Annotated in this window: 27 protein-coding genes and 4 pseudogenes; 12 read left to right on the top strand and 19 right to left on the bottom strand. The window is 46.9% G+C overall.

Going from position 1 to position 23,717, the window contains the following annotated elements; translation table 11 throughout:
- The first annotated feature begins 1 nt into the window (after window position 1).
- Entirely contained in the window at window positions 2-1,327 is a 1,326-nt protein-coding gene (locus LC084_RS02205) for a 6-phospho-alpha-glucosidase (protein ID WP_226568966.1), read from the top strand.
- Between the two features lie 67 nt (window positions 1,328-1,394).
- Here LC084_RS02205 and LC084_RS02200 read toward each other — a convergent pair whose 3' ends face one another.
- A complete protein-coding gene (locus LC084_RS02200) occupies window positions 1,395-1,586 on the bottom strand; it encodes a DUF1127 domain-containing protein (RefSeq protein ID WP_226568964.1) in 192 nt (63 codons plus the stop codon).
- A gap of 180 nt (window positions 1,587-1,766) precedes the next feature.
- Here LC084_RS02200 and LC084_RS02195 point away from each other — a divergent pair, with 180 nt between their 5' ends.
- On the top strand, window positions 1,767-3,215 hold the full coding sequence (locus tag LC084_RS02195) for an aminotransferase-like domain-containing protein (protein ID WP_226568963.1): 1,449 nt from the start codon (window positions 1,767-1,769) through the stop codon (window positions 3,213-3,215).
- Window positions 3,216-3,362: 147 nt separating this feature from the next.
- Here LC084_RS02195 and yajD read toward each other — a convergent pair whose 3' ends face one another.
- The 10 genes from yajD to LC084_RS02145 all read right to left on the bottom strand — a co-directional run bounded on the left by yajD (window position 3,363) and on the right by LC084_RS02145 (window position 10,752).
- Entirely contained in the window at window positions 3,363-3,710 is a 348-nt protein-coding gene (gene yajD / locus LC084_RS02190) for an HNH nuclease YajD (protein WP_226568961.1), read from the bottom strand.
- Between the two features lie 222 nt (window positions 3,711-3,932).
- Window positions 3,933-4,604: a DUF1989 domain-containing protein gene (locus LC084_RS02185; RefSeq protein ID WP_226568959.1), complete on the bottom strand. Its 672-nt coding sequence runs from the start codon at window positions 4,602-4,604 to the stop codon at window positions 3,933-3,935.
- Window positions 4,605-4,617: 13 nt separating this feature from the next.
- Window positions 4,618-5,283, bottom strand: a complete 666-nt coding sequence (locus tag LC084_RS02180; protein ID WP_226571110.1) for an amino acid ABC transporter permease — start codon at window positions 5,281-5,283, stop codon at window positions 4,618-4,620.
- Complete coding sequence (locus LC084_RS02175) at window positions 5,283-5,933, bottom strand: amino acid ABC transporter permease (RefSeq protein WP_226568957.1); 651 nt, start codon at window positions 5,931-5,933, stop codon at window positions 5,283-5,285. The genes LC084_RS02180 and LC084_RS02175 overlap by 1 nt, the downstream gene beginning before the upstream one ends.
- A gap of 2 nt (window positions 5,934-5,935) precedes the next feature.
- Window positions 5,936-6,586, bottom strand: coding sequence for an urea carboxylase-associated family protein (locus LC084_RS02170; protein ID WP_226568955.1), 651 nt, complete (start codon window positions 6,584-6,586; stop codon window positions 5,936-5,938).
- Window positions 6,570-7,202, bottom strand: coding sequence for a DUF1989 domain-containing protein (locus LC084_RS02165; protein WP_226568953.1), 633 nt, complete (start codon window positions 7,200-7,202; stop codon window positions 6,570-6,572). The genes LC084_RS02170 and LC084_RS02165 overlap by 17 nt, the downstream gene beginning before the upstream one ends.
- A gap of 2 nt (window positions 7,203-7,204) precedes the next feature.
- On the bottom strand, window positions 7,205-8,041 hold the full coding sequence (locus LC084_RS02160) for a transporter substrate-binding domain-containing protein (protein WP_226568951.1): 837 nt from the start codon (window positions 8,039-8,041) through the stop codon (window positions 7,205-7,207).
- A 251-nt stretch (window positions 8,042-8,292) separates the two neighbouring features.
- The gene (locus tag LC084_RS02155) at window positions 8,293-9,144 is read right to left on the bottom strand and encodes a MurR/RpiR family transcriptional regulator (protein ID WP_226568949.1); all 852 of its coding nucleotides are present in this window, start codon (window positions 9,142-9,144) and stop codon (window positions 8,293-8,295) included.
- 232 nt (window positions 9,145-9,376) lie between these two features.
- Window positions 9,377-9,979, bottom strand: a complete 603-nt coding sequence (locus LC084_RS02150) for a cysteine hydrolase family protein (protein ID WP_226568947.1) — start codon at window positions 9,977-9,979, stop codon at window positions 9,377-9,379.
- 104 nt (window positions 9,980-10,083) lie between these two features.
- Entirely contained in the window at window positions 10,084-10,752 is a 669-nt protein-coding gene (locus tag LC084_RS02145; protein WP_226568945.1) for a class I SAM-dependent methyltransferase, read from the bottom strand.
- 601 nt (window positions 10,753-11,353) lie between these two features.
- On the opposite strand from LC084_RS02145, the gene LC084_RS02140 reads away from it, so the two are divergent.
- Both LC084_RS02140 and LC084_RS02135 read left to right on the top strand, forming a co-directional pair.
- Window positions 11,354-11,806, top strand: coding sequence for a hypothetical protein (locus LC084_RS02140; protein ID WP_226568943.1), 453 nt, complete (start codon window positions 11,354-11,356; stop codon window positions 11,804-11,806).
- A gap of 155 nt (window positions 11,807-11,961) precedes the next feature.
- Window positions 11,962-12,126 (top strand): annotated as a pseudogene (locus LC084_RS02135) (cell envelope integrity TolA C-terminal domain-containing protein); the annotation flags it as partial.
- Between the two features lie 355 nt (window positions 12,127-12,481).
- Here the strand turns inward: LC084_RS02135 and LC084_RS02130 are convergent.
- Complete coding sequence (locus LC084_RS02130; protein ID WP_226568941.1) at window positions 12,482-13,042, bottom strand: nucleotidyltransferase family protein; 561 nt, start codon at window positions 13,040-13,042, stop codon at window positions 12,482-12,484.
- Window positions 13,043-13,271: 229 nt separating this feature from the next.
- Here LC084_RS02130 and LC084_RS02125 point away from each other — a divergent pair, with 229 nt between their 5' ends.
- Window positions 13,272-13,703 (top strand): bifunctional diaminohydroxyphosphoribosylaminopyrimidine deaminase/5-amino-6-(5-phosphoribosylamino)uracil reductase RibD, encoded by a 432-nt coding sequence (locus LC084_RS02125; RefSeq protein WP_226568939.1) that lies wholly within the window; start codon window positions 13,272-13,274, stop codon window positions 13,701-13,703.
- A 216-nt stretch (window positions 13,704-13,919) separates the two neighbouring features.
- Here LC084_RS02125 and LC084_RS02120 read toward each other — a convergent pair whose 3' ends face one another.
- On the bottom strand, window positions 13,920-14,192 hold the full coding sequence (locus LC084_RS02120) for a hypothetical protein (protein WP_226568938.1): 273 nt from the start codon (window positions 14,190-14,192) through the stop codon (window positions 13,920-13,922).
- Between the two features lie 227 nt (window positions 14,193-14,419).
- Here LC084_RS02120 and LC084_RS02115 point away from each other — a divergent pair.
- A pseudogene (locus LC084_RS02115) lies at window positions 14,420-14,523 on the top strand (RidA family protein); the annotation flags it as partial.
- Between the two features lie 132 nt (window positions 14,524-14,655).
- Here the strand turns inward: LC084_RS02115 and LC084_RS02110 are convergent.
- Both LC084_RS02110 and LC084_RS02105 read right to left on the bottom strand, forming a co-directional pair.
- On the bottom strand, window positions 14,656-15,111 hold the full coding sequence (locus tag LC084_RS02110; protein ID WP_226568936.1) for a GNAT family N-acetyltransferase: 456 nt from the start codon (window positions 15,109-15,111) through the stop codon (window positions 14,656-14,658).
- Window positions 15,112-15,180: 69 nt separating this feature from the next.
- A complete protein-coding gene (locus tag LC084_RS02105; RefSeq protein WP_226568934.1) occupies window positions 15,181-15,510 on the bottom strand; it encodes a YnfA family protein in 330 nt (109 codons plus the stop codon).
- A 283-nt stretch (window positions 15,511-15,793) separates the two neighbouring features.
- On the opposite strand from LC084_RS02105, the gene LC084_RS02100 reads away from it, so the two are divergent.
- The gene (locus tag LC084_RS02100; RefSeq protein WP_226568932.1) at window positions 15,794-16,276 is read left to right on the top strand and encodes a glutathione peroxidase; all 483 of its coding nucleotides are present in this window, start codon (window positions 15,794-15,796) and stop codon (window positions 16,274-16,276) included.
- A gap of 322 nt (window positions 16,277-16,598) precedes the next feature.
- Here the strand turns inward: LC084_RS02100 and LC084_RS02095 are convergent, their stop codons facing one another.
- Together LC084_RS02095 and LC084_RS23270 are read right to left on the bottom strand one after the other, a co-directional pair.
- Entirely contained in the window at window positions 16,599-16,718 is a 120-nt protein-coding gene (locus LC084_RS02095; protein ID WP_226571109.1) for a type I toxin-antitoxin system Hok family toxin, read from the bottom strand.
- A pseudogene (locus LC084_RS23270) lies at window positions 16,666-16,815 on the bottom strand (DUF5431 family protein); the annotation flags it as partial. The gene LC084_RS02095 and the pseudogene LC084_RS23270, both read right to left, overlap by 53 nt.
- Before the next feature lie 689 nt (window positions 16,816-17,504).
- Here LC084_RS23270 and LC084_RS02085 point away from each other — a divergent pair.
- Together LC084_RS02085 and LC084_RS02080 are read left to right on the top strand one after the other, a co-directional pair.
- The gene (locus tag LC084_RS02085) at window positions 17,505-17,759 is read left to right on the top strand and encodes a YrhK family protein (RefSeq protein ID WP_226568930.1); all 255 of its coding nucleotides are present in this window, start codon (window positions 17,505-17,507) and stop codon (window positions 17,757-17,759) included.
- A 57-nt stretch (window positions 17,760-17,816) separates the two neighbouring features.
- Window positions 17,817-18,269 carry an acyltransferase gene (locus tag LC084_RS02080; protein WP_226568928.1) on the top strand — a complete coding sequence of 151 codons (453 nt, stop codon included), beginning with the start codon at window positions 17,817-17,819 and terminating at the stop codon, window positions 18,267-18,269.
- 90 nt (window positions 18,270-18,359) lie between these two features.
- Here the strand turns inward: LC084_RS02080 and LC084_RS02075 are convergent, their stop codons facing one another.
- The gene (locus tag LC084_RS02075; protein ID WP_226568926.1) at window positions 18,360-18,863 is read right to left on the bottom strand and encodes a DUF1543 domain-containing protein; all 504 of its coding nucleotides are present in this window, start codon (window positions 18,861-18,863) and stop codon (window positions 18,360-18,362) included.
- Window positions 18,864-19,230: 367 nt separating this feature from the next.
- On the opposite strand from LC084_RS02075, the gene LC084_RS02070 reads away from it, so the two are divergent.
- Window positions 19,231-20,334 (top strand): mechanosensitive ion channel family protein, encoded by a 1,104-nt coding sequence (locus LC084_RS02070; RefSeq protein WP_226571108.1) that lies wholly within the window; start codon window positions 19,231-19,233, stop codon window positions 20,332-20,334.
- A 138-nt stretch (window positions 20,335-20,472) separates the two neighbouring features.
- Window positions 20,473-20,619, top strand: a pseudogene (locus LC084_RS02065) (VOC family protein); the annotation flags it as partial.
- A 42-nt stretch (window positions 20,620-20,661) separates the two neighbouring features.
- Here the strand turns inward: LC084_RS02065 and LC084_RS02060 are convergent.
- Entirely contained in the window at window positions 20,662-22,236 is a 1,575-nt protein-coding gene (locus LC084_RS02060; RefSeq protein WP_226568924.1) for a methyl-accepting chemotaxis protein, read from the bottom strand.
- Between the two features lie 593 nt (window positions 22,237-22,829).
- On the opposite strand from LC084_RS02060, the gene LC084_RS02055 reads away from it, so the two are divergent.
- On the top strand, window positions 22,830-23,663 hold the full coding sequence (locus LC084_RS02055; protein WP_226568922.1) for a fumarylacetoacetate hydrolase family protein: 834 nt from the start codon (window positions 22,830-22,832) through the stop codon (window positions 23,661-23,663).
- The last annotated feature ends 54 nt before the right edge of the window (window positions 23,664-23,717 follow it).

Genomic DNA, 23,717 nt, shown 5'->3' with positions numbered 1-23,717 from the left:
AATGAAAAAAGAATTTAATATTGTACTGGTTGGTGGTGGTTCCACCTGGACACCCGGCCTGCTCAAAGCATTATGTAAATTAAAATTTCGCTTACCATTAAAAAAACTGGTGATGTTTGACATCAATGAAGAACGCCAAAAAGTAATAGGCGAGTTCGCTAAAGTATTATTCAGTGAATCTTACTCAGAATTAGACTTTACTTACACGACCGATAAAGCAACCGCCTTTAGTGATATGGATTTTATATTCTGCCAAATGCGCACCGGTGGATATGCCATGCGGGAAAAAGATGAAAAAATCCCTCTCAGCCTGGGCGCTATTGGCCAGGAAACCTGCGGAGCAGGAGGTTTTGCTTATGGCATGCGGTCCATTGGCGACATGATTGAGCTGGTTGAACAGGTACGCCAGTATTCACCAGACGCCTGGATCCTTAACTACACTAACCCAGCGGCTATTGTTGCTGATGCACTGAATAAGCGCTTCCCGGACGAAAAACGCCTGCTGAATATTTGTGACCAGCCTGTCAATCTGTTGCGTTCCTATGGCCGCTTGCTGGGCAGAGACCCGGCAACCTTTGAGCCGGTTTATTTTGGCCTGAACCATTTTGGCTGGTTTACACACTTATATGATGAGCAAGGCCAGGATCTGGTTCCGGTGCTGAAATCCTTTATTGCTGAAAACGGTTTCAAACCCGTTGATGCCGAACAGCGCGATAAATCCTGGCTGGAAACCTACGCCGCAGTCGCAGATATGTTACGTGATTTCCCGGATTACCTGCCAAATACCTACCTGCAATACTATCTCTACCCTGAATATAAGCTCGGTAAGTCAGACCCCAATTATACCCGCGCTAACGAAGTGATGGACGGGCGTGAAAAACGGGTATTTGATGAGTGCCGCCAGGCCGTTGCCGAAGGCACCACTCGTAATGTTCATGTTGTGCACAATGATGCTCACGGCGACATGATTGTTGAACTTGCAGAGGCGATTGCCTTTAACCTGAAAAAGAAATTTATTGTCATGGTGCCTAACCAGGGCCTGGTGGAAAACCTGGATGACGATGTGATGGTAGAAGTCACCGCTGAAATTGGTTGCCACGGGCCAAGGCCTTATGGCGTTGGTAAAATTCCGGTCTTTTATAAAGGCCTTATCGAACAACAGTTCGCTTATGAACGCTTAACCGTTGAGGCCTGGTTTGAAGGCTCTTACACCAAAGCACTACAGGCGCTGACATTAAACCGTACCATCGTGGATGCGAAAAAAGCCCGCCGCCTATTAGATGCACTGATTGCTGAAAACAAAGCCTGGTGGCCAGAGCTACGTTAAATACTGCACAACTCACTGGCGCAGGCTCATTTACACAGCCTTGCGCCAGTGTGATCTTTTCCTTGCGTTAACGCGGCCAGGTTTTGTCTAACGGGTCGGCAACGTCGCTGCGCGACAAACCAATATCTTTTAACTGTTCATCACTTAAATGCGATAACACACGTTGTGTTTTACGGCGTGCCCGCCAGTGTTTCCATGCCTGCCAAATCAGTACAAAGCCCTTAAACGGTGCCCTGGAACGGTTTTCATAAAACTCCATGCTCTGCCTCCCCCATCTCGATGCCGTAGCGTTATCATCGCCGGGAAAGGCTATTGCAATACAGATGCAAAAATTACTTTTCTTTACCATACAGATAGGGCAATACTGGATCTGCATGGTGTTTTTTGCCGCTATCTGTACTGATTTTCTCTTCTGTATGGCATGAACCAAGGATACAGCATGACTCGTTACCAACATCTGGCAACACTGCTTGCTCAGCGCATTGAACAAGGGCTCTGGAAAAGTGGAGAAAAATTACCGTCGGTGCGCCAGTTAAGTACCGAGCATGGTGTCAGCATCAGTACAGTTCAGCAGGCCTACCTGGTGCTGGAAAACCTGCAACTGATCATTCCCCAGCCACGTTCTGGCTACTTTGTTGCGCCACGTAAAGCACAACCACCGGTTCCCGCCATGAGCCACCCGGTGCAACGGCCTGTTGATGTCACACAATGGGATGAAATAATGACCCTGCTGGAAAGCCGGAAAGATAAAACATTTTTGGCGCTAGGCAGTGGCTCACCCGACCTGAGCCAGACGACACTTAAACCGTTATGGCGTGAATTAAGCCGCCAGGTGCAACACAATATTGATGCGGTGCTGAGTTATGACGACCTGGCTGGCAAAGCTGAATTGCGTGAGCAAATCACCCGCCTGATGGTAGACAGCGGTACGCAGGCCAGTGCCGATGATATCGTCATTACCAGCGGTTGCCAGGGGGCGCTCAGTGCCGCCCTGCTGGCGGTGTGCCAGCCCGGTGATATTGTGGCAGTTGAGTCACCATCGTTTTATGGCACCATGCAAATGTTACGTGGGTTTGGTATTAAAGCCATTGAAATTCCAACGGATTCCAGCCTTGGAATCAGTATTGAAGCTCTGGAGCTGGCACTGGAGCAGTGGCCCATCAAAGGTATTATTCTGGTACCCAATTGTAATAATCCTCTGGGCTTTATCATGCCGGATGACCGTAAACGCGCCATTGTTTCTCTGGCACAACGCCATGATATTGTGATTTTCGAAGACGATATTTATGGCGAACTGGCAAGCGACTACCCACGCCCACGTACCATAAAATCGTTTGATATAGACGGGCGCGTGTTGTTGTGCAGTTCATTTACTAAAACCCTGGCACCGGGTTTGCGGGTGGGCTGGATTGTGCCGGGCCGGTACCTTGACCGGGTGCTGCACGCCAAATATGCCGCCATGGGCACCAATGTCCCGGCCACACAGTTAGCCGTTGCGGCGTTTATTCGTGACGGGCATTACACCCGCCATATACGACGTATGCGCCGGGTTTACCAGCAAAATATGGAAACCTGGACCTGCTGGGTTCGCCAGTATTTCCCGGACGGTATCTGTGTTACCCGCCCGGCAGGTGGCTTTCTGTTATGGGTTGAACTCCCCGAACAGGTGGATATGGTGTGTGTTTCACGCCGCCTGGCAAAACTCAAAATTCAGGTGGCCCCGGGCTCGCTGTTCTCCGCATCGGGTAAATACCGTAACTGCCTGCGCATCAATTGTGCCCAGCCGTTAACCGAAACCAACCGGGAAGCACTGCGCCAGATTGGCAACGTGGTGTATGAAACGCTGGAAGAAGCTAACGCACTCACACCACCGAAAGCGCCAGCTTAACGCGCCGTGCCTTTACTCAAGGGGGTATGCAACGGCCCGGCGTTTCCCATGGGGTAAAGATGGGTTGCTGGAAATTTTTCCGCAACGGGTGGTGGGCACCAACCTGGCAATCACCAACCAGGTAAGTAGTGGCAGGCTCAGCTGGCACTACTTTTTCTTGTTAAGCATCGATTTTAAATCGGCAAACGGATTATAGGTGGCAGCACCAACATCATCTTGCGCATCTTCCCCTGCCACAACGCTTGTGCCGTACTGCTCGGCTTCCGTGTACTTTGAGTGTTCGTGATCATGGCAATACAGGCACAATAGTTCCCAGTTACTGCCATCTTCCGGGTTATTGGTATGGTCGTGATCAATATGGTGCACCGTTAATTCACGCAGGTTGGAATACACAAACTCGCGTGAACAACGCCCACACACCCACGGGTAGATTTTCAGTGCTTTTTCACGGTAACCACTTTCCAGCCGTGCGTAGTTTTTAGGGATAAGAGCCATCGCCGTATTACCTGTAGAGTAGAAATAATTTCACACTATATCCCATAACGGAAAAAAGCAGAATAATGGATACTATTCTGCTGATTTTATTATTATTTTTAATAACACGTTAACTTAATAAATCTTATAGCCTACGGATATGAAAGCCGATTTATCAGGGATTTCCCCGTGCGCGAGTTAATTTTTTGCCGCGGAATGGGAATATCCCCGTTGTTTACAAACTTATGCAGGAACCCAGGAACCCTGCAAAGACACCTGAGGGAAGCCGCCGGTCAGAATGCGTAATTCAGCATCGCGCGGCGTGTTATCGCCCTGCCCTTGAATGCTGACAATATCTTGCGGGCAAGCGGAGAACGCAACATAGCAGTCCATCTCGGCACGCAACACAATGTAGTCCCCTGGTTTGGTTACCACTGGCAGTGTTTTCAGGGTGATGCCATCTGGCTGTACCTGAATATTCATGAAGATATTAAATGAAGCCAGGTTACCGTGTGGCAATTCCACACCCAGTTCGCGCATACCTTCAAAGAGATTATCGTGGCAGTTGCGGTGCGGCTCGGTGCAGCCTAACAGTTCATAACGGCGGGCATCACAGGCAGCCATAAAGGTATCGTGTACACCAGGCGAGGTATCTGCCACCAGGGTTAATATCGGGTGGCGCTGGTTGGTTATAAAGCTGTCGCCCACTTTCGGGTTCAGGCGCTGGTTCCATACGCGGGTGGCTTCCATACACATGTACTCACTGACATCCTGTTCGTTGTAGGCCCAGCAATCCACAACTTGTGTGCCATAGGTATTAATAACCTGTACTGCTTCGCCCTTCTTGAGGCTCACGGCCTTACCATAACGGGCCGGAATAGTAAGGGTTTTACGATGCTGAAATTCAGCGGACATAATTTTCTCCTGGTTAACTCGTCATACCGCGTCTGTAGCGGGTCAGACGTAATTCAATCTTCATGGCCAGTTGGTCAATCATGCTATTGAGCAGCCAATAACAAAGTGCCACGGTCAGGTAAATTTCCAGAGGGGCATAGGTGTCGGATATGGCCTGCTTTGCGGCATACATAAATTCCTGTACGGAAATAATGGACAGCAACGCAGAATCTTTAATCAGGCCAATCATCAGCCCAACCAGTGGCGATAACATCTGTGGGAAGGTTTGTGGTAAAACCACATCCCGCAACGTTTCAAAACGGCTCAACCCCAATACCCGGCAAGCCTCCCACTGGCCTTTTGGCAGTGACTCAATAGCTGCGCGAACCACCTGAGCAATATAAGGCGCGTAATAAAGCGTGAGCGCGAGTATCCCCACAGCCGGGGAAGACAGCGTGATGTCATATTCTGGTAAAACAAAATAGAGCAGGTAAATCACCACCAATAGCGGCAAGCCGAGCGTTAACCCGCTATAGAGGTGCAGCAAACGCAACCAGAACGGCGAAGCCCTGAGCAACAGCACCGCCATCGTCGTTCCCCACAACAAGGAACAGAGCGCTGCAACAAGGCACAATTGCAGAGTAACGACCAGCCCCTCACCCAGCGAAGGTAACGAGGTAATAATTGCCTGCCAGTCCATCATGCAACCCTCCGTTTACTTTCCAGGCGCCGTGCCGCGGTAATTAACGGCATGGCAATCAGCAAGTACCCGAGGGAAACGAGCAACAGCACCTGAGTGGCATCGTAGGTTCGGGCTATCACAATTTGCCCGGCATAAGTCAGTTCAGTCAGAGCGACCACCGACGCCAGTGGGGTTGTTTTCAGCAAAATCGTGAATTCATTCACCAGCATCGGTAAACTTGCGCGCATCACCTGTGGGGTTATCACATACCACCACGTCATAAAGCGGCTCAGGCCTAAAGTCCGGGCGGATTCCAGTTGCCCGCGGGTAACCAGGCTGCGGTTCACTCGCAAGATTTCAGCAACATAAGCGCCACTGTTGCAGCCAATCGCCAGCACAGCGGCCAGCAGTGGTTGGCCGCCCAGACCAAGCCGCGGTAAGGTAAAAAACACCACAAAGAGCTGGACAATTGCTGGTGTGCCACGCATCAGGCTGACATAAAGCCGCCCAATAAAACGCCATAACCAAAAATGGCGCAGTCGCATAAAACAAATAACTTGCCCCATGACCACGCTGACTAAGGAAGCCAGCAGCGTCAGCACCAGCGTCATCAGCAGGCCGTGTCCGAGTTCTGGCAGCGCGGCCACTACCTGTTGATCCAGCCCCATACTTACTCCTCGCTAAAGTTGTGTAAGTTCTCAGCCACTGAAAGCAACAACGGTGCGGGTTTATCATTACCCTCAATCCCCGTATTGGTTGCAGCAACAATAAATTGTGTATCCATCACCACCCGGCAGGTAATGCTGTCGCCAGCACGAGTCAGGTTCTCTTCAGGGATAATTTCCCCTTCACGCGTTAAACGGGTATGCAGGAACAAGTTTATTGGGTCGGGTAATTTGGGTACGGTTTTTCCCAGGCGGGCGAGTTCATGTTGCACCGCTTCAATACAACCTTCCCCTTCATACCCCCGTTCTGCGAGAAAGGCACGGGTTGATGCCGGTAACAATAAATCGTGGCGTTTCACGCTGTCTTTTCCCAGAACCATCATGGGGCGACGGCGGTTAGTTACCATGCGCATTCCCGACCCCAGCAAATAGCTGTTACTGAATACACGGGTGTGGTGCACCGAAAGCCAAACAGCAGGATCCTGGAGGCTAAAACCAAACAGCGATGCTACAGCGCCATCCCCCAGCGCGGTGATACGCAGCAACTGCCCACGCAACACGCGAATTGAACCCACACTGCCTGCCTCAACCTTTACCGACTGTGCAGTGCTGCGCTCTGCAGTTTCTTCCTGGTACTCATTACGCATTAACAGCATGGGTAGCCTCCTGTTCGTTCGCGTGATCACTGACAACAACATCAATAGGCGTCACTTCGAGGCCATTACCTGGAATAATGTCCTGTGGGCAAGAAGAGACCGCACAGACGAGGTTGCACAACGCTTCAAACTTAATGTAATCCCCAGGCTTACTGTGTGGGTCAGTCACTTCCATCCGCCCATCTGCTGTTACCGGGCCATTCTGGAATAAGTTAAAAGGCTCCGGCAGAGTGAAATAAGTCACGCCGTGTGCTTTCATGCCTTCCAGTAAGTTATCGACACAGTTGCGATGGCCTTCAACACCAAAATCGATATCAAAACGTGTACGATCACAAGCCGGAACGTTTGCATCGTGTACACCAATAGTGTCGGCAACAATACGCAGCATGGGGCGGTTTTCACTTGACCACAGCGCATCACCCGGCTTGAAAAACAGTGAACGCAAATGCTGGCGGGTATGAACTGGCGACAATTTCTCGTTCAGGTTGTCTGCATTGACGGCGACAAAATCAGCAGCTTGCTGGCCGGCACTGTCAATGATGGTAATAAACTGCCCTTTACGGACAACAAAAGTTCTACCGTGCCCTGCGGGCACGGTCTGGCATGTCTGACACATAATTACTCCTGGGGAATAAAATTACTGGCGGGTACAGTGAACGTGGTACCTAAATAGGTTTTCTGCAGTTTGGTAAGTTCACCGTCTTTCTGCATAGCAAGAATATGTTCGCTTAAGGCTTTGTTCAGGCTGGTGTCATCTTTACGTGTTGCCCAACCCATCCACTGAGATGGCCCGACTTCACCCACCTGAGCCACTTTTTCCGGGTATTTTTTCACTACCGGTGCTAACACAGAGATATCGTCAAATACGAAATCAGCACGCTTTGTCATCAAGGTACTGACGGTTTGGTCAAGAGAATCAACATTGATAATGGTGATCGTTTTCTTGCCCTCTTTTTCTAATTTTTTATTAAAACTTTTCAACAATTGCTCTGGGACGCTGGCAGTTTTAACCGCACCACGCATGCCCGACAGGCTTTCTGGGCTAAGGGTTTTGCCACTGAATTTTCCGGCTTCGCTTTTACGAACCAGTACACCATTCACTGTTTTGCTGTAAGGCACCGTGAACAGCACTTTTTTTGCCCGCTCTGCCGTAATGTTCAATGAAGAGCCTTCCGCATCAAATGCCCCGGAAATCAGGCCAGGGAGAATGCCGCTGAAGGCAGTTTTCTGAAACTCCAGTTTCACGCCCAGGTTTTTAGCAAAAGACTGCATGATGGCAACGCTGTAGCCCGTAATCTGCCCCTGGTCATTGGTGTATTCATATGGTGGAAAAGTCGGGTCGATACCGACGGTGATTTTGCCGCTGCTTTTGATATCTGACAGTGTGTCCGCATGGGCCTGTAACTGAACACTCGTGCAGATAAGCGCGGTCATAAGCAGTATTGTTTTTTTCATGGTTGAAGCTCCCCGGTGTTGGTGAAATACCTTTTTCACTGGAGCATTTTCTATGCCATGTTTTTTAATAACAGAATAATAAGTAGCCAATGTTTTTATTTTTATTATTAAAAACAATGAGAAACATTTGTTTCTTTACATAAGTTATAAATTTCACACGTTTCATATTCGTGCGAATAGAAATTGTTCATACCGAACAGGCTGCACTATTTTAGTGAAAATCCTGGCGCAGGATGCGCCAGCGTGGGGCATTACTCTAGTTCATCAAGAGACTGGTGCAGGGCTTCTATGCGGGCAAGGTAATCGTTCGCGGTTTTCCCCAGATGCCGGGCAACCAGGGAACAAAGTAAGTTAACCACGCCCGATAATGCGGTAGTGCTGTCGAACATCAGGCTACTGTCGGTATGGCAGCGTATAACCCAGGAAGCATGGCGCGCGGGCTTGCCAGATAACGCATCGGCAATGTACAGCACAGGAACTTTTCGCTCTGCCAGCACTTCCATCGCCGTTTCCAGTACCGGCATTCTGCGGCGCAGGCCAACACAAATAGCGACATCCTGTTCACCCAGCGAAGCAAGATGTTCTGCCAGTGAATCACCTGGACGGGGCAGTAAACGAACATCAGGGTGGATATGAACCAGATCACGGTAGATCAGTTGCGCAATGGTCTGGCTGTGCCGCCACCCCATCACCACAACACGGCGCGAATGCGCAATAGCGCAAACCGCTTCATGGAGTTGCTGGTTATCCAACGTGCGATAACTGTTCACCAGGTTAGCAATTTCTTTTTCCAGATGCTGCTGCATGATGCTGCCAAGCGGAGATGCATTTGGCACGGCCTGCAAATACAAAGGTGAACCGCTACTTTGCATTTCACGCGCCTGGCGGCGGGCGGCTTCATAACTTTCATAGCCAATATGGTGAAAAAAGCGGGTTGTGGTGGCTTTCGAAACCCCGGCACTTTGCGCCAGCTCTGTCGCCGTATTCATGGCTAACTGGCCAGGTGCAGCCAACAACACATCTGCCAGACGTTGTTCGTGGCTGGAAAGTTGATCCCAATACTGGCGAATTCGGCTTTCTAATGTTGCCGCTTTGGCACTCATGGTGATTCCCTGAAAACAAAAAGAACTATCCTGCACAGAGCGTGCCGGATTGTCATCCGGTATTTTGGGGCAGTGGCAAACATGAAAAATTGTGCCGAAGTCAGCCATAAGTAAAAAAGCACACCAGGGTTTTGCTGCTGGCAGGAACAAGGGTTACTTATTAAGTGATTTATATTGGCACACCGTCAAAAAATAATGAGGCCAGTTAAAACTTGCTAATAGCAAGGCCCTGCTAGTTTGTGCCTTGCGGCTGGTTCAATGCTAATGACGCAATAACAGTCTCTGACGACTGTAATGCAACCCCATGCCCATTCAATGTAAAAACGGGCAGAATATTATTATGGTGAGCAATAATTTGCTCGCACGACAACCCGTTCTCGTCGCAGGTTGAATGCCCGTCAGACAGAAGTGTCACATCAAAGCCCAACATAACGGCCCGGCGAACAGTTAGGTCAACACAATATTGAGTCAGGAACCCACCAACTACCAGGTTAGTAATTTGTAATCTATTTAACTCCTCCAACAAATTAGTCTCATAAAATGAATCGCTGGTCACTTTACTAAAAACTAACTCCCCTCTTCCTGGTTCCAGAAGTGGATGGATCTGCCAGCCTTCGGAGCCCGTCTCAAGCCGGTGTCCTTTAGTACCTGCATGCTGAATGATAATAACCGGTATTCCTGCTGAAAGTGCCTGCTGCTTTACCAAGGCGAGCCGTTGTATTGTGGCGTCGAATAATTTGCCAGTCTCTGCCATGTTATTGGGTGAACCAACACCCCGCAGGACATTATTCTGAACATCAATCAACAACAAAGCGGTATTCCGGTTCATTTTCATCTCCCATTAACCTCAATGCATGCATAGCGGTTTTCAGACAACATGCTTGCCTCACTGTAAACTCACCATATGCAACGATACTGTTTATACCACTGCACAAACGCTTAATCCGGCTGGCAGACAATGGTTGCGTGATCCCACCAGGGATTCTTGTTTACCTGAGTGGCAAGCACCGTAAATTTTGCGCCCTGCACTTCATCAATTAACGCCTGAAAGGGCTTCAGTGTTCGCCAGGGTTGCCCATTTCTGAGTAAATGGTAATGCTCAGGATCATAATGCGCGATATCTTCAGGGTTGCGAGGGCTGCCGCACATTGAGCTAATAACAAACCTGCCTGCTGGTTTCAGTAATCTTCGCACTTCTGAAAAACAGCGTTGCCGGGCCTGATTAACCAGGCAATGAAGGCAACTGCCATCAATAATCAACTCAAACATGGAATTCGGTAGCTGAGGAAGGTGGCACACATCCCCCACAAGAAACTGAGCGGCTAATTTTTGTTGTTGAAAAAGCGCCTCGGCCCATTTGATTGCCGTCTGTGAAAAATCGACACCCCAAACAGAGTAACCACGCTCAGCAAGTGATTGTGCAGCCATGGCTCCATTGCCACATCCCAGCTCCAGGGCACTGGCTCCGGGAAGTGGCAAATAATGGTTTAACTGCAGCCATGCAAAAACTTGTTCCTGCTGCTTTTTAGCACGAACATAACCCTCTCCCGCCCAGGCTTTCGCCCCCTGAGTTCTCAGTGCACGGTACTGTTCTTCAAAGAGATTCACGCAGGCCTGTTTCCTGTTTTTGTTAACTCAACTGAATAAATGCTAATAAGCAACATACCACAATGCCTGGTGGTGTATTCGCCTGAGGTCAGCTGGTTAGCAAACCCGTTTAAAACCGTGCGCAATTAGCGAGTTTACTCTTGCTGGCTACTTCTGCCAGCCGCCAGCACACCTTCTGAACAGGAAAAGAACAATTAAGGTTTTATCTCAAGCACGGCGAATAATAAGTGGGTGCGCTGAACAACCAGCTTTATACAGACACCTGCTACTTTTATTTTCATTGTGTTACTTGTGAATTTGCGAGCAATGCCGCAGCCCTTTTCTTGCCTGTGCGCGGGCAAAACGGTATCTGTGCCCGGCATTTGCAAAATCAAGTGCCGGGATTAGCCTCCTGACTCACCTCACTGACGATACATGGCACAATCGTGCTTTTTGTATCGCGCGTTCGGCTACACATTTTTCAATGGTGGGCCGGACGGGGGCATCGTAAGATGCGCTGGTGTCAGTGAGACCGGTAAGGCTAACCCTGTCCGGTTCCACCACCAGCGAGATTAGCCTCTCCAGTGGTGGATACAATTTGTCTCTCACTGAGGATGCCACTATGGCAACCACCCTTAACCACACTCACCCGTTATTAGCTGTTACGGTTAATAATCACACTGATTTTATTACACTTGCCACACACTGCGAAAAACTGGCAGATACTCTGCTGGAATGTAACCACACGCAGCTTCAACAGGCATTAAGTGAACGGCTCACAACCTGTTTGCAGATACTTCGCCCCACCCTGCTGGACCCGGTGCCCGATAACCTGATTTCTGCGCTGACAGTGGAACAACCGCCACAGCAACAGCCGGAGTTTGCGCCGGGCAGTGAACAACTGTGTGACTACGCGCTGGTGCTTTCACAGCTCATCACACATCAGGCGTTAACGCCCGAGATGCTCCCCTCACTCAGGGGCCTGCTCGCAGACCTGGTCCAGCTATTTTCCGGGCAACTTACGGCTCCACGCTGGGGAAACACCGAAAACGGCGTGCAGTTTATTGAACAATAAACAAGCAATACCCTAAACACCCAACCGCTTTCCGTGTACTGGGCAGGCGGTTGGGTGGCCAGATAAACTGATGCCGGGAGTCGTTGTCAGAAGAACTTATTTTATTCGATAAATAACAGGTTAAAGCTTCCAGATAACTGCATCGTGACCAGAAAGAATTTGCTGTGGATGGCACGGTTTCAAATATATCAACCAGCAATGGCAATAAAGCATACTGTGCAGCGGTAAAATCAGCAGCTCAGAAAGCCAAATTACCGGCCTTTACTAACGCAGAAGTATATTGGGATTTTCGAAAATCTGGCTTTGATATGCTCGATTAGTCACTACATAGCGATGAGATGCTGTCTTTTTTCTTGAGCTAGCCAGGTTTTATTTGGCCGCCTGGTTTCAGGAATGGACGTTGCCATTATAAATTTATCCGAGCATTACCGGAAACCAAGGAACCGACAGGTTTCCCTTAAAATGAAGCTATAGCGGTAAAATGGTTTCCACAACATGCAGGGAAACGTAGGGGCCAGGAATTAATTCAAATTCTTCGTCGTCCGGGTAAGCGGACCATTCACTTTTAGATAACTTCCGCAAACCAACTTCTGCGCCTCACTCAAAAATGGAATGTCACAATACTTTTGGCAATAGGATGTTGGTTCGAGAAACAGAATATTTAAAATATGCTGCTTATGTGGGGACGATAAGCTGTAACTGAGGATAACGTTCTTTCCAGCGCCTGGTGTTAACACGTTGATTAAAGATGTCGAGCTTTTCACGCTCAAAAGTGGGGGTTGGTCTTAGACGAAGTTCAAACAGGTCATTGAGCCCAAAGGGCGCTATGACCTCAATACAATCTTCATCTCCTAATCTAACCCCTATAGCTGTAGCTGTTTCAGGCCAATACAATAGTGCATTCTCTGTTGATGAATAAGGGTTATCTCCATTACGCAGATGCATTCTGGCCTGGTTCTTTACAGACCAGTCTAACGTGGGCAATTGTTGACTAAGCTGTTCTTTCAGATGAAGTTCATAATCTGGATTACAGTATTGTGGGTCAAACCAGACAACATCCACATCACCCAGGATGTTTTTTGGGCCATATCCATGTAAATGATCCCAAACTGCATCTCGCACAAAACCCGCCCCAACCCAGCAATCACTGAGCTTCAATCGGCGAACAGCATAAAGAACCTGCATTCGAACAGGATCTGCTGACAATATTCTTCGTAATAACTTTTCGTAGCGCATAACTACCCTGACACTGAGGAGCTATCTCATAGTAAAAAGATATTATCAGTAACATGGCTAAGCAGCATGCTCATACACTGAATCACTTCAAAGTGTAATTCTCGGGCTGCGAATGAATTAACGACGGGTTGGTCATAGCTGTTGAGTAATTAATCTAAATAATGGATATTCATGCCGGATGGTTTGAAAATCGTAACTCTATGATTTACATATTCGGGCATAAATGCGGATGAGCGAAAATTTAGAATTCATGTTGTTAGCGCTTGAAAAATCACGTCAAGCCTTACCCGGCTGCAGACCAAATCCACCTGTAGGGTGCGTGATTGTCCATAAACGGGCGGTAGTTTCCGAAGGCTTCACTCAACATCCTGGCCATCATCATGCAGAGATAGACGCCATCTCAAAACTAACGGTTCCAATTAGTGAATGTGAAATCTTTGTCACACTTGAACCCTGCTCATATCAAGGAAGAACTCCCTCTTGTGCCTTGACACTTGCTGAATTGAAACCACGCCATGTCTATGTCGCCATGGAAGACCCGCATCCTAGAAACAGAGGTGAAGGCCTCAGAATTTTAAGAAATGCAGGAGTCAGCTTTACGCTAGGAGTTGGAAAACGAGAAGTAGAGGATTTTCTAAAACCTTATCTGATAAGGTCCTAAGCAGTGTGGACACATCAAAACTGTGTTGGCTATAAAATTTTGGTCAGCTTATCGCTCATAGCAGATCTTCAGATCCTGGAGGGTATCCGCTCCGTGTCAAGAGTTAACATTCTTTTAAACAACGGTGAACAGGTCATATATACCGACCTACAAATCAGGAATATTTATCTAACTTCAAGGATTTATTATTATTTTATTTTTATTTAATAAAAATGCTCACCGAAAGAAAATGAATGCCACAACCAAACTTACGACTAAAAAAGCACAGTAGAAAAAGATATTTCCCGTGAATTCAGAAAGCGCATTCAAGTGTTCCTGACCTTTTTTATTTAGTGTTTGGATGGCGTCTCTTTCATTATCTGCATCTATTGTATAAGGATATCTGGTAAAGCCATTAGCTTTTAGTTGTTTAGAAATCTCACGCGTCACTTGAGTTTTTATTATTACTTTCGACTCATCGCCTTTAATGAAGATGACATAGCTGTTCATTTACATTTTCTCTGCCTAAAAAAACATAATGTAACCTTAGTAAGGTTATCTATTGTAGCTACTGTTTTAGGTAGTCCACACCTCGCACAAAGCGGACCTTCAATACGCCAATCAACATTGAGCATTTACAGAGGAATGGTAAGATTGCGGCCTGTTTCCTTAAAAAGGACATCGGCATGGGCAATCTGGTAAGAAGGAATGACCGTGTGTTAGGTGAAGTAAAGTGTACTGTACGAAATTATGGTGATCACTTGCCAGCTCGCTCGTAGAAGTCAGCCGTCTCTTCTCACCTGATCTCTCAATAGAAATTGAGGCTGTATTCAGCCTTTGATTCATTGCTTATAGTTTGGTAGTGACAACTCTCCGGCCCTTGTAGTGGTCAACTAAACCTGGCTGAGACAGGAAGGTTGTTCATCGATGGGGAGCAGGTCACCAGATAGAGCCTGAGCGTGAAACCCAAGGCTCAACTGAGTATTTTCCTCATAAAAACCCGCCTGTAACCATCTTGTTCGGCTCTGCCATATTCTTGCCAACCAAGCCGGGAATAGATCTGCAGGTTTTCGTACATCTTTTCGTTGGTATAGAGCCGAAGCTCACTCACACCCACGTTTCTGGCATGTGATTCAGCATAGGCCAACAACGCCTTTCCCAGCCCCTTCCCTTGGTACATTTTAGCTATAGCCAGGCTTCCGACAGACACATGATTTGATTCGCAATGCAGGACGATAAGGCCAATAACATCCCCCTGGTTAGTAAGAACCCATACGTCACCTGAATTAACAATTTCCTGATAGTTGCAGTTCATTGGTGCTGGTTTGCGCCCAATACGTTCTATGTAATGTGAATATGCGCTGTCAATAATATGTTCGATAGCAGAAACATCTGATGACTGCGCTGGGCGTATTTCGGGGCTAAGCATTTAAATCAAGTCTCCAGTTAAAAATGATTTCAACACATGCACCAGGGGGTTACCTGGCACGAACGGCCCTTAGGTTCTGGGGGCAAACATAATAATACTCATGCCCAATAACGCGATAGCTGCGCCTAAAAAGTCCCAACTTGTTGGCTTTATTCCGTCTACAACCCAAAGCCACAGAATGGCGACAAAAATATAAACACCACCATATGCTGCGTAAACCCTACCTGCAGCTGTCGGGTGCAACGTCAGCAACCAGCTAAAAAGCGCCAGGCTAAATGCAGCAGGCAGTAACAACCAGGCGCTTTTCCCTTCCCGCAACCATAAATAAGGTAAATAGCAGCCAACAATTTCTGCCAAAGCAGTTAATAAGAAAATGAGCATCGTCTTCAGTTCTGGCATCTTTTCCCCTGTAAGGCGATTCTGTCGATCCCGGCTTATTTGCAATGAATCAGATTACCTGAATATTTTAAAACCCGCTGTATCGTAGACGGGAAATGTAGTGAACATTGGGGACGGAACACACTGGCGCAAGTTGTCAGCCTGGCGTTTATTATTTATGGTCAAGGAGGTTCATACTGCATAATTCTGGTGGTTCAGTATAAGAAATTCCGCCGCCGTGTGGTAAGTATCGCGGTAAAACAGGCCGTTGTCGTCGCACTGATTCTGCTAAGAGGATTCCAACATGACCACCTTTTACCAACTCACGGCCACCAGCCTGCAGGGCCAGCTCATCCCGATGGCCGATTACACAGGTAAACTCGTTCTGGTGGTGAATACCGCCAGCAATTGTGGTTTCACGCCGCAATACGCAGGCCTTGAAGCGCTCTACAAGAAATACGCCGTCCGGGGGCTGGTAGTGCTTGGTTTCCCCTGCAACCAGTTTGGCAAGCAGGAACCGGGTGGCGCTGACGAAATCGCTCAGACATGCCACATTAATTACGGTGTCAGCTTCCCGATGTTCGAGAAAATTGAGGTTAACGGCGCTGCCACACACCCAGTGTTTCGTTATCTGAAAGCAGAATTGCCCGGCGTTCTGGGTGGGCGGATTAAGTGGAATTTCACTAAGTTCCTGATAGGACGGGACGGTACACCGCTTAAGCGTTTTGCTCCGTTCACTACCCCTGAGAAAATGGAAGCGGAAATTCTTGCAGCACTTGAAATCTAAGTGTTCCGGTAATTCGAGCCATTCTCTTTTAAAACCCTTTAGACAACAACGGAGTCCTTGCGCGGTGAATGTTCACTTGCCGCTAAAACCCACCGTTTTGTTGTAGATGCCAACTCATTTGCAACCAAATTAGCAACTACCAGGTAAATGCACGGCCAGGGAACATAAATACACAGAATTTTCCGGCAGCTTCAGGAGCCTGGCTACACAGCAATCAAGGAAAAGGGGTTGCCAGCGAACCGGCAACCCCTTCATAAGGCGCTTGTGGCAGCACAGAGCAACACGCGCTGAAAAGGCGGGGTTTCCCCCGCCTGACAGGTGGCTACTTACCAGGTTCGTAAGCCAGCACGGCAGCGACCTCTCTGTTTCCGTCCTTCAACCGGATTTCACATAAGCGAGCCCGGGTCAGGCATGTGAATATTAACAACGTGATACACACGATTAATACGCACCAGATAAGAGTATTTCGCGGCAGTTTCATGGGTTACGCCTCCTTGCATAATGCACGGTAAGAAGCCATACTGATGTTGTTCAGGCATACAGTGGGCCTCGGGTTAATTGAAAAATGACTCGGGGCTTTCTTCTTTCTGCCTCACAACGCGGCACAAACCAGCAGAAACGCCATAAGGCAAAAACCTCAAGCGCCACCGCCTTTATAGCGCCCTTTTATTTCCCGCTGAGAAACCAACCCCAAATTTTGAGCGCCCATTCCATTTTTTATCTTTTACAACGCATTACGCGTGCGGGCTACGGGCCGTATATTGTTTGCAATACCGGAAACAGGAATACGCCACCTGCCTGAAATTGTCCGGGTTTATTTGCTCTTCCTTATTCGTCAGGTGAGCCAACGCACAAACCTGAACAAAACTTTACATTCGAATGCGCGCTAATTCACTGAATTAACTAACTCCCTGTCAGAATGCCCTGGTGTTGTCAGGCAATCACACATAACTGCCGCAGCCTGCGCAGGGTATATCTATGCCCTGCTATTTGTGATTGATAACTGGCGCATGGAAAATGTTCCTAATGCCTTTACTGGCAACGTACCCCAGCATCAAACCCTGTACCACAAAAATGTCGGCACCGGCGGGTTCCATTGATTGTTTACCGGAGGCGAAGTCAGGTTAACGCCGAACATCACACATCCTGTTACACCCAGAGCCAGAAATAGCCGCAATCCCAGTGTAATTTGATTGAAACTGTTAAACCGATAAACCACGGGGGATGGATGCGCAAACGAGAAGCAGAAATAGATTTCGGTGCCGACCACATCATCATTAAACGCCGTTACCGGGCACTGGGGGCGTTAAACGATTTACTGATAGCGTTATGGTTTCTGATTGGCAGTATTTTCTTCTTCTATGACGCGCTGATGACTGACGGAACATGGTTATTTGTGGTTGGCAGCATGCAATTAATGCTGAGGCCCGTAATTACCCTTGCTGAACTTATTCATGTGAAGAAGGTTTATGTAAGAAGCTAAATATCTCATACAGATTATGCACTATTCTTAAACCTCTATTAACCATCAGGGATAAGTATGAAAATAGTTGAAAGTGGTATTCGTGCGGTTAATCAGGGCGAAAACATCAGGGTTGTAACACCTGTCAATATTTATGAATGTACACTCGGCGACGATGTTTTTGTCGGGCCATTTGTCGAGATCCAAAAAGGCTGTGTTATCGGCAACAGGAGCAAAATTCAGTCTCATACCTTTATCTGTGAAAATGTCACACTGGGTGATGACTGCTTTATCGGCCATGGTGTTACTTTCGCCAATGATCTGTTCAAAACGGGTAGCCCTGATTCCTGTGCTGAAAACTGGATTAATATAGTATTGGGCAATGCAGTTACGGTGGGCAGCGGAGCAACAATTCTGACCACAGAGATTTGCAGCGGTGCGGTTATTGGCGCTGGTAGCGTAGTCACTAAACCTGTACTGGTTAAAGGGATTTATGCCGGGAACCCAGCAAAACTATTACGATTACTTTAAGTGTTACCTACACCAACAGTTGGCTCGGCACGGAATAAAAATTGGCTAAAAGCAGGCCTGGCCCAATCAGGCCAGAGTGCCTGCCCAAAATCAGGCACCTATCGGCTGGTATCCCTGCCATTCTGGCCGATAATGTTGCCCGGAAGTACAAGGGGTGAGGTGAATAAATAGCTCGCCAACCTTTTCAAGTAACAGGCAATCATCCACATCCTTCAGGTTATCTTTGTGTTGCTGTTCAGCACCGCACAACAATGCCTGTAACGCTTTCTTCCTTGCATCCTGGGCATTTAGGGCAACAAATAAGTCAAACTCATGCAGTTCTGCCAGAGTATCCGCCCTGTAACCCCCGACGTTCACGAAGAATAACTTCTCCGCAGATTGAGGTGGCTCAGTACTCAGAGTAACCGCATATCCGTCAACCCAGGTAATACGAGCATAGCCATCAACATGAATTTTATTACGGTCGCCAAACCAGGCCTTTCGCAGTGCTGGCCAGGCATCTTTGGGGTCATTAGCTACGGCGAATTGAATGTCATGTACTTCAATATTAGATTTACCGGCGTTACCACCAACATAAAACATAAACAGATTCATTGTGTTCCTCGTTTAACATCACCATCGCTATATATTTGACTATATAGCGATTAATACTGCAATTGCTGATGAGCATTTGCTATCTGGTAATGTGTTCCGCGGTGTGGAACGTTGGCGATTCAGTTTTAAGAATCATGCTCCATGAATAAAATAATTTACTAAAATTCAAATACTTAAGAAATTATCGCCATGAAATTCAGCTTCTGAACAAGTGATTTATCTGAGTAGTAAGCCAGTTGATTAAATTTTTCATAAACTTATCTACATGATTATGCCATCCACAGAAAAGTGGGAAGGCAATGGTTACTGATTTTATCGGCAGGCCTTACAACGATTGCCGCTAGCTGAATGAATATAAGGGAAAATGATGCAATTGATATTTGGCGAGTTATCTGACACTCCATCATGGGTACCGGCTTTATTGCTGGTCACGCTGTCATTCGCGGTAGGTTTTCTGGCACGGTTTATACTGCTGCGCTTCATCCGCTACTGGCAAAACCGCGACAGAAAGCTCTTCAAATCACTGGAGAAGCACCTGCGTGGCTCCATGTTTCTGTTCTTCCCTTTGCTGTTAATCAATGTTGGGGTTCGTTATATCAACATTCCCACAAATGCCCTTAACTTGATAACCTCAACCGCCAATATATTTATTATATTATCGTTTTGTTCCGTTTTAATTCGCCTGACAAATGTCGTCCAGGATATGCTGTTTATACGCTATGACATTAATCTTTCGAATAATCTTCGTGCCAGAAAAATCCGCACACAAATCATATATGTTAAGAAAGTCGCTATCGTACTGTTGGTGTTATTCTGCCTGTCTCTGATTTTGCTCAGCTTCCCGGGCGTTAGAAAATTCGGCACGACAATTCTTGCTGGTGCCGGGGTCGCAGGGATTATCATTGGCTTCGCCCTGCAAAAATCGCTGGTCAACCTGTTTGCCGGTATTCAAATAGCCTTCACCCAGCCGATAAAAATTGACGATGCGGTGGTGGTTGAAAATGAATGGGGTTGGATTGAAGAAATAAACCTGACTTATGTTGTAGTGCGCATTTGGGATCTGCGCCGCCTGGTGCTGCCAATTACCTATTTTACCGAGAACGCCTTTCAGAACTGGACGCGTAATAACGCACAAATATTAGGTTCTGTATTTCTTTACGTTGATTACTCGATGCCATTAGAGCCCCTGCGTAAGCATTTTGAAAAAGTGCTCAGTGAAACAAAGCTCTGGGACCAACAGACTCAGGTACTCCAGGTAACCGATACCACAGACAAAACCATGACAATCAGGTTATTGATGACTGCACAAAATTCCCCTACAGCCTGGGATTTACGCTGTTACGTGCGGGAAAAAATGATTGAATTTATTCAGCAAAATTACCCACAAAGCCTCCCGCATGTGAGAGCGACACTGAACGATTCCTCTACTAAACAGCACATGGAATCCATGGTAAGTGGCCCAACTGAATGACTTTCCCAGGGGCTGTGTGGCAAGGTTTTAAAAGATAGCGAGAAAGCAGGAAATTACTGCTTCTTGCCAGATACACTCATTCATGGCGTCGGTATGGTGACTTCGGATGAACAGATTCCACAACACAGGAGTTGATTTTTGAGAACGCAAAAAAGATGCATGGGCTATGTGGCTATCGTTGTCGACGATTATGACCGGGCGATTGAGTACTACACAAACAAGCTCGGGTTTACCCTGGTTGAAGATACACCTCAACCCGGGAAGCGCTGGGTCGTTATGACACCCAAATGAATGACGGTGGAGTGTATGCCCCACCGTCACATAGCACTACATTGCGCTCAGTTCCAAATATTGGCCAGTTTTAAACACACTCATTGATTGTCTCAAACGTTCTGCCTGGTCCTGCAACGCCTGGGAGGCAGTAGATGCTTCCTGCACCAACGCAGCATTCTGCTGGGTCACTGCTTCCATTTGCGTAATCGCCTGGTTGATTTCGCTGATGCCGCTACTTTGCTCGCTGCTGGCAATCGTGATTTCACTCATTATGCTTGCCACGCTGTTCACGCTGTTGACCACTTCAGTAATGGTTGAGCCTGCGTGGGACACCAGGCGGCTACCTTCATCTACTATCGCTACAGAATCTTCAATCAGCACTTTTATCTCTTTCGCTGCCGAGGCAGAGCGCTGAGCCAGGTTACGCACCTCGCTGGCAACAACGGCAAAGCCGCGCCCCTGTTCACCAGCGCGTGCAGCCTCCACTGCTGCGTTAAGTGACAGAATATTGGTTTGGAAGGCAATTGAGTCAATCACGCTAATGATATCGACGATTTTTTTCGATGAAAGCGCAATTGCCTCCATTTTATCAATCACCTGCTCCATCACTGCGCCACCTTCTTTTGCCACGTCTGACGAGTTGGCAACCAGTTTGTTTGCTTCGTGGGCGTTTTCGGCATTCTGCTTAACTGTTGATGTCATTTGCTCCATAGCCGAGGCAGTCTCTTCCAGCGAGCTGGCCTGCTGTTCAGTACGAGAGGAGAGATCAATGTTGCCACTGGTTATCTGGTTGGAGGCCACTGCTATGGTGTCAGAACCAGCACGCACATCAGAAACGATAGTCAGTAAGTTATCGTTCATGCTCTTCAACGCCTGCATCAACACGCCAGTTTCATCTTTGCTCTTCACTTCAATATGGGTGCTGAGATCGCCTGCGGCCACTTTGCCTGCAATAGTCACGGCTTTATTCAACGGCTGAACTATTGAACGCGTGAGTAAAAAGCCAAGGATCACCGAAGCGATAATAGCGATAGCGGAGAACACCAGCGTCACCATGATCGCGGTGGAACCATCGTCGATTATAGAACCGCCTTCATGTTGCAACTGCTGAGATTGAGAATTGGCAAAAGCGATAGCGCCATCGAGAAAAGTATTCTGCGTTCCGGTTATCAATTTCAGAACATAGGTGCTGGCATCATCCTGTTTCCCGGCGCGAACCAGGTCCAGCAGTTCATTTTTTTGCTGTTCAAACTTACGGCTTGCTTCCACCAGGCCTGCGATTTTCTTCTTACCAACAGCCGTTACCTGAATCGCTTCGATTTTCTTCAATGCAACATTAGTGCGTTCAGTGGCTTCTGCCAGTTGCTTCAGGCGGTTCACATTGTTTTGTGGGCGGGTAGTATCAATAACGATACCGCGCAGGTATTTGATTTGATCATTCACACCGTCACGCACGTCAAAAGCCAGCCGTACTTTGACGTACCGGTCTTCAACAATTGAAGATATGCCGCTTTTGATATTGTTGATCTTGCTGATGGAAGTTACTCCCACCACGCCTAACAGCGCCACAACCAGGCCAAAAGAGATGCCAAGCCGAACGCCAACCTTCAGGTTCTTAAAGTTAAACATAAGTTCTCCCGGTGATATAACAACTTGATTTAAAAATGAAAACGCAGATCAGAGATATGAATTATGTTGATGTTTTTTTATAAATTCACTTCCTTCGGCGGAGCAAACCTGACACCGCATGAACAAGCACTGTTGTTATCGGATGTTAAGATTTTTACTTTAATTTTTTAGAGGCTTGTCACAGAAATGAAACTGCGGGATAAGTAGTGAAGAAAGATTTTCCATTCTCGGAAAGCAAGATGTTTCCGCGCAGAACGCATTATCTGCAGGGGAATATGTGAATAATTGCACAGTAGCCCAAAACAGCAGAGACTTTACTCAATTACATTTGTAGTAACATTTCAATATTAACTAAAAACTAATAATGCAATTCACATCACAGTTTTTTTATAATTTCAGAATTTAAAAAGTATATTAACCATGATTTTAAATTTCTCATAACAAAAATATATACATTATTTTTAGATATATCTTAAAAAATAAAATAACAACAACATAAAAAAAACTCATAGGCCACAGCGTTTAATTAATGCCAGAATAAATTACCTTCATGCTAGCATTCATCTATATTGTTAGCATGTTTGGAGAAATGCATGAAACTGGCTAATTTCATATATAATGAAAAAAAACATTATGGTATCGTACACCACAATGCCATTATCGATTTGATACCATTAATTGGCGAAAAATATTCTTCACTGCAAAATGTTCTGGATAAAAACGCCCTCCATGAATTAAATGATTTCTCAAACCACAAGGCAACTATTCATCCAAGAGAAATCACATTTCTGCCAGTAATTGACACTCCTGAAAAAATATTATGCATAGGTATGAACTACCAGGACAAGCGATTAGAATTCAATGAAAAAAATAATGCACCAACAATATTTGTGCGCTTCCCAGACTCACAAACAGGCCACAACAGCCTGATTCAAAAACCCCGGATATCCTCAGAATTTGACTATGAGGGAGAACTGGCCGTTATTATTGGTAAAGAATGTTATCACGTAGCAGAAAAAGATGCTCTGGAGTATATCGCCGGTTATAGCTGTTATATGGATGGTTCAGTCCGTGACTGGCAACATACTTGGTATACAGCTGGGAAAAACTGGCCAGCGACAGGATCATTTGGGCCATTTCTTGTTACCCGTGATGAAATTCCTGACCCACAAAACTTAGCAATAAAGACTATTTTAAATGGAAATATCGTTCAAAATGACAATACCAAAAATATGGTACATAAAATCCCTGAGATAATTTCGTACATTAGTACATTCACTCCATTAAAAGCTGGCGATGTCATTATTACTGGTTCACCTGGTGGTGTGGGGGTAAAACGTCAGCCACAACTTTTCCTGCAAGATGGTGATCTTGTTGAGGTGGAAATTGAGAGTATTGGCAGATTAAGCAACCGCGTTGGTGTATAAGCCACAGAAAATAAATAAGTCACATTACTATTTAGCACCAGAAAACCACTCACC

Origin of the sequence: Mangrovibacter yixingensis (assembly GCF_020523985.1) — a bacterium.
GTDB classification, from domain to species: domain Bacteria; phylum Pseudomonadota; class Gammaproteobacteria; order Enterobacterales; family Enterobacteriaceae; genus Mangrovibacter; species Mangrovibacter yixingensis.
This window is presented reverse-complemented; position numbering and strand designations above follow the sequence as displayed.

Coding starts and splice junctions, on each gene's coding strand:
- LC084_RS02205 (WP_226568966.1), top strand. CDS start 2: ATGAAAAAAGAATTTAATATTGTACTGGTTGGTGGTGGTTCCACCTGG.
- LC084_RS02200 (WP_226568964.1), bottom strand. CDS start 1,586: ATGGAGTTTTATGAAAACCGTTCCAGGGCACCGTTTAAGGGCTTTGTA.
- LC084_RS02195 (WP_226568963.1), top strand. CDS start 1,767: ATGACTCGTTACCAACATCTGGCAACACTGCTTGCTCAGCGCATTGAA.
- yajD (WP_226568961.1), bottom strand. CDS start 3,710: ATGGCTCTTATCCCTAAAAACTACGCACGGCTGGAAAGTGGTTACCGT.
- LC084_RS02185 (WP_226568959.1), bottom strand. CDS start 4,604: ATGTCCGCTGAATTTCAGCATCGTAAAACCCTTACTATTCCGGCCCGT.
- LC084_RS02180 (WP_226571110.1), bottom strand. CDS start 5,283: ATGGACTGGCAGGCAATTATTACCTCGTTACCTTCGCTGGGTGAGGGG.
- LC084_RS02175 (WP_226568957.1), bottom strand. CDS start 5,933: ATGGGGCTGGATCAACAGGTAGTGGCCGCGCTGCCAGAACTCGGACAC.
- LC084_RS02170 (WP_226568955.1), bottom strand. CDS start 6,586: ATGCTGTTAATGCGTAATGAGTACCAGGAAGAAACTGCAGAGCGCAGC.
- LC084_RS02165 (WP_226568953.1), bottom strand. CDS start 7,202: ATGTGTCAGACATGCCAGACCGTGCCCGCAGGGCACGGTAGAACTTTT.
- LC084_RS02160 (WP_226568951.1), bottom strand. CDS start 8,041: ATGAAAAAAACAATACTGCTTATGACCGCGCTTATCTGCACGAGTGTT.
- LC084_RS02155 (WP_226568949.1), bottom strand. CDS start 9,144: ATGAGTGCCAAAGCGGCAACATTAGAAAGCCGAATTCGCCAGTATTGG.
- LC084_RS02150 (WP_226568947.1), bottom strand. CDS start 9,979: ATGAAAATGAACCGGAATACCGCTTTGTTGTTGATTGATGTTCAGAAT.
- LC084_RS02140 (WP_226568943.1), top strand. CDS start 11,354: ATGGCAACCACCCTTAACCACACTCACCCGTTATTAGCTGTTACGGTT.
- LC084_RS02130 (WP_226568941.1), bottom strand. CDS start 13,042: ATGCGCTACGAAAAGTTATTACGAAGAATATTGTCAGCAGATCCTGTT.
- LC084_RS02125 (WP_226568939.1), top strand. CDS start 13,272: ATGAGCGAAAATTTAGAATTCATGTTGTTAGCGCTTGAAAAATCACGT.
- LC084_RS02120 (WP_226568938.1), bottom strand. CDS start 14,192: ATGAACAGCTATGTCATCTTCATTAAAGGCGATGAGTCGAAAGTAATA.
- LC084_RS02110 (WP_226568936.1), bottom strand. CDS start 15,111: ATGCTTAGCCCCGAAATACGCCCAGCGCAGTCATCAGATGTTTCTGCT.
- LC084_RS02105 (WP_226568934.1), bottom strand. CDS start 15,510: ATGCCAGAACTGAAGACGATGCTCATTTTCTTATTAACTGCTTTGGCA.
- LC084_RS02100 (WP_226568932.1), top strand. CDS start 15,794: ATGACCACCTTTTACCAACTCACGGCCACCAGCCTGCAGGGCCAGCTC.
- LC084_RS02085 (WP_226568930.1), top strand. CDS start 17,505: ATGCGCAAACGAGAAGCAGAAATAGATTTCGGTGCCGACCACATCATC.
- LC084_RS02080 (WP_226568928.1), top strand. CDS start 17,817: ATGAAAATAGTTGAAAGTGGTATTCGTGCGGTTAATCAGGGCGAAAAC.
- LC084_RS02075 (WP_226568926.1), bottom strand. CDS start 18,863: ATGAATCTGTTTATGTTTTATGTTGGTGGTAACGCCGGTAAATCTAAT.
- LC084_RS02070 (WP_226571108.1), top strand. CDS start 19,231: ATGCAATTGATATTTGGCGAGTTATCTGACACTCCATCATGGGTACCG.
- LC084_RS02060 (WP_226568924.1), bottom strand. CDS start 22,236: ATGTTTAACTTTAAGAACCTGAAGGTTGGCGTTCGGCTTGGCATCTCT.
- LC084_RS02055 (WP_226568922.1), top strand. CDS start 22,830: ATGAAACTGGCTAATTTCATATATAATGAAAAAAAACATTATGGTATC.